The following is a 406-nucleotide window of genomic DNA, read 5'->3' as shown; positions in this document are numbered from 1 at the left end:
GCGAGGCGCAGCGGGTGCGCAGGCGATGCGACGGCATCGCCGCGCCCGCCAGCGAGCCGGACCGGGCGGCGGTGCGCCATGCCCGATGGGTGCCGCGCCGGTCGATGCGGAGCGAGCGCGACACGCGCAGGCGTGGCCGCGATGCGAGCGAGCCGGCGCGGCTGTTGTGCGCGGTGCGATCGGCACCGGCGAGGCGTAGCGAACGCGCGATCCGCAGGGATCGCCGTGACGCGAGCGAGCCGTGCCGATCGGCTGTCATGGAGGCCGTCCCGGGACCGCGCGAGGCGCAGCGGGTGCGCAGGCGATGCGACGGCATCGCCGCGCCCGCCAGCGAGCCGGACCGGGCGGCGGTGCGCCATGCCCGATGGGTGCCGCGCCGGGCGACGCGGAGCGAGCGCGACACGCG

At 78.8% G+C, this 406-nt stretch carries 1 protein-coding gene; it reads right to left on the bottom strand.

Annotation, left to right across the window (positions count from 1 at the left end):
• A partial coding sequence (locus CG471_RS31075) for a hypothetical protein (RefSeq protein ID WP_218964309.1) occupies positions 1 to 259 on the bottom strand: 259 nt, incomplete at its 3' end.
• Positions 260 to 406 lie beyond the last annotated feature (147 nt).

This window comes from Sphingobium sp. IP1 (assembly GCF_002708645.1).
Classification (GTDB): domain Bacteria; phylum Pseudomonadota; class Alphaproteobacteria; order Sphingomonadales; family Sphingomonadaceae; genus Sphingobium; species Sphingobium yanoikuyae.
The sequence above is the reverse complement of the archived record's forward strand: the minus strand, read 5'-3'. Positions and strand labels throughout refer to the sequence as shown.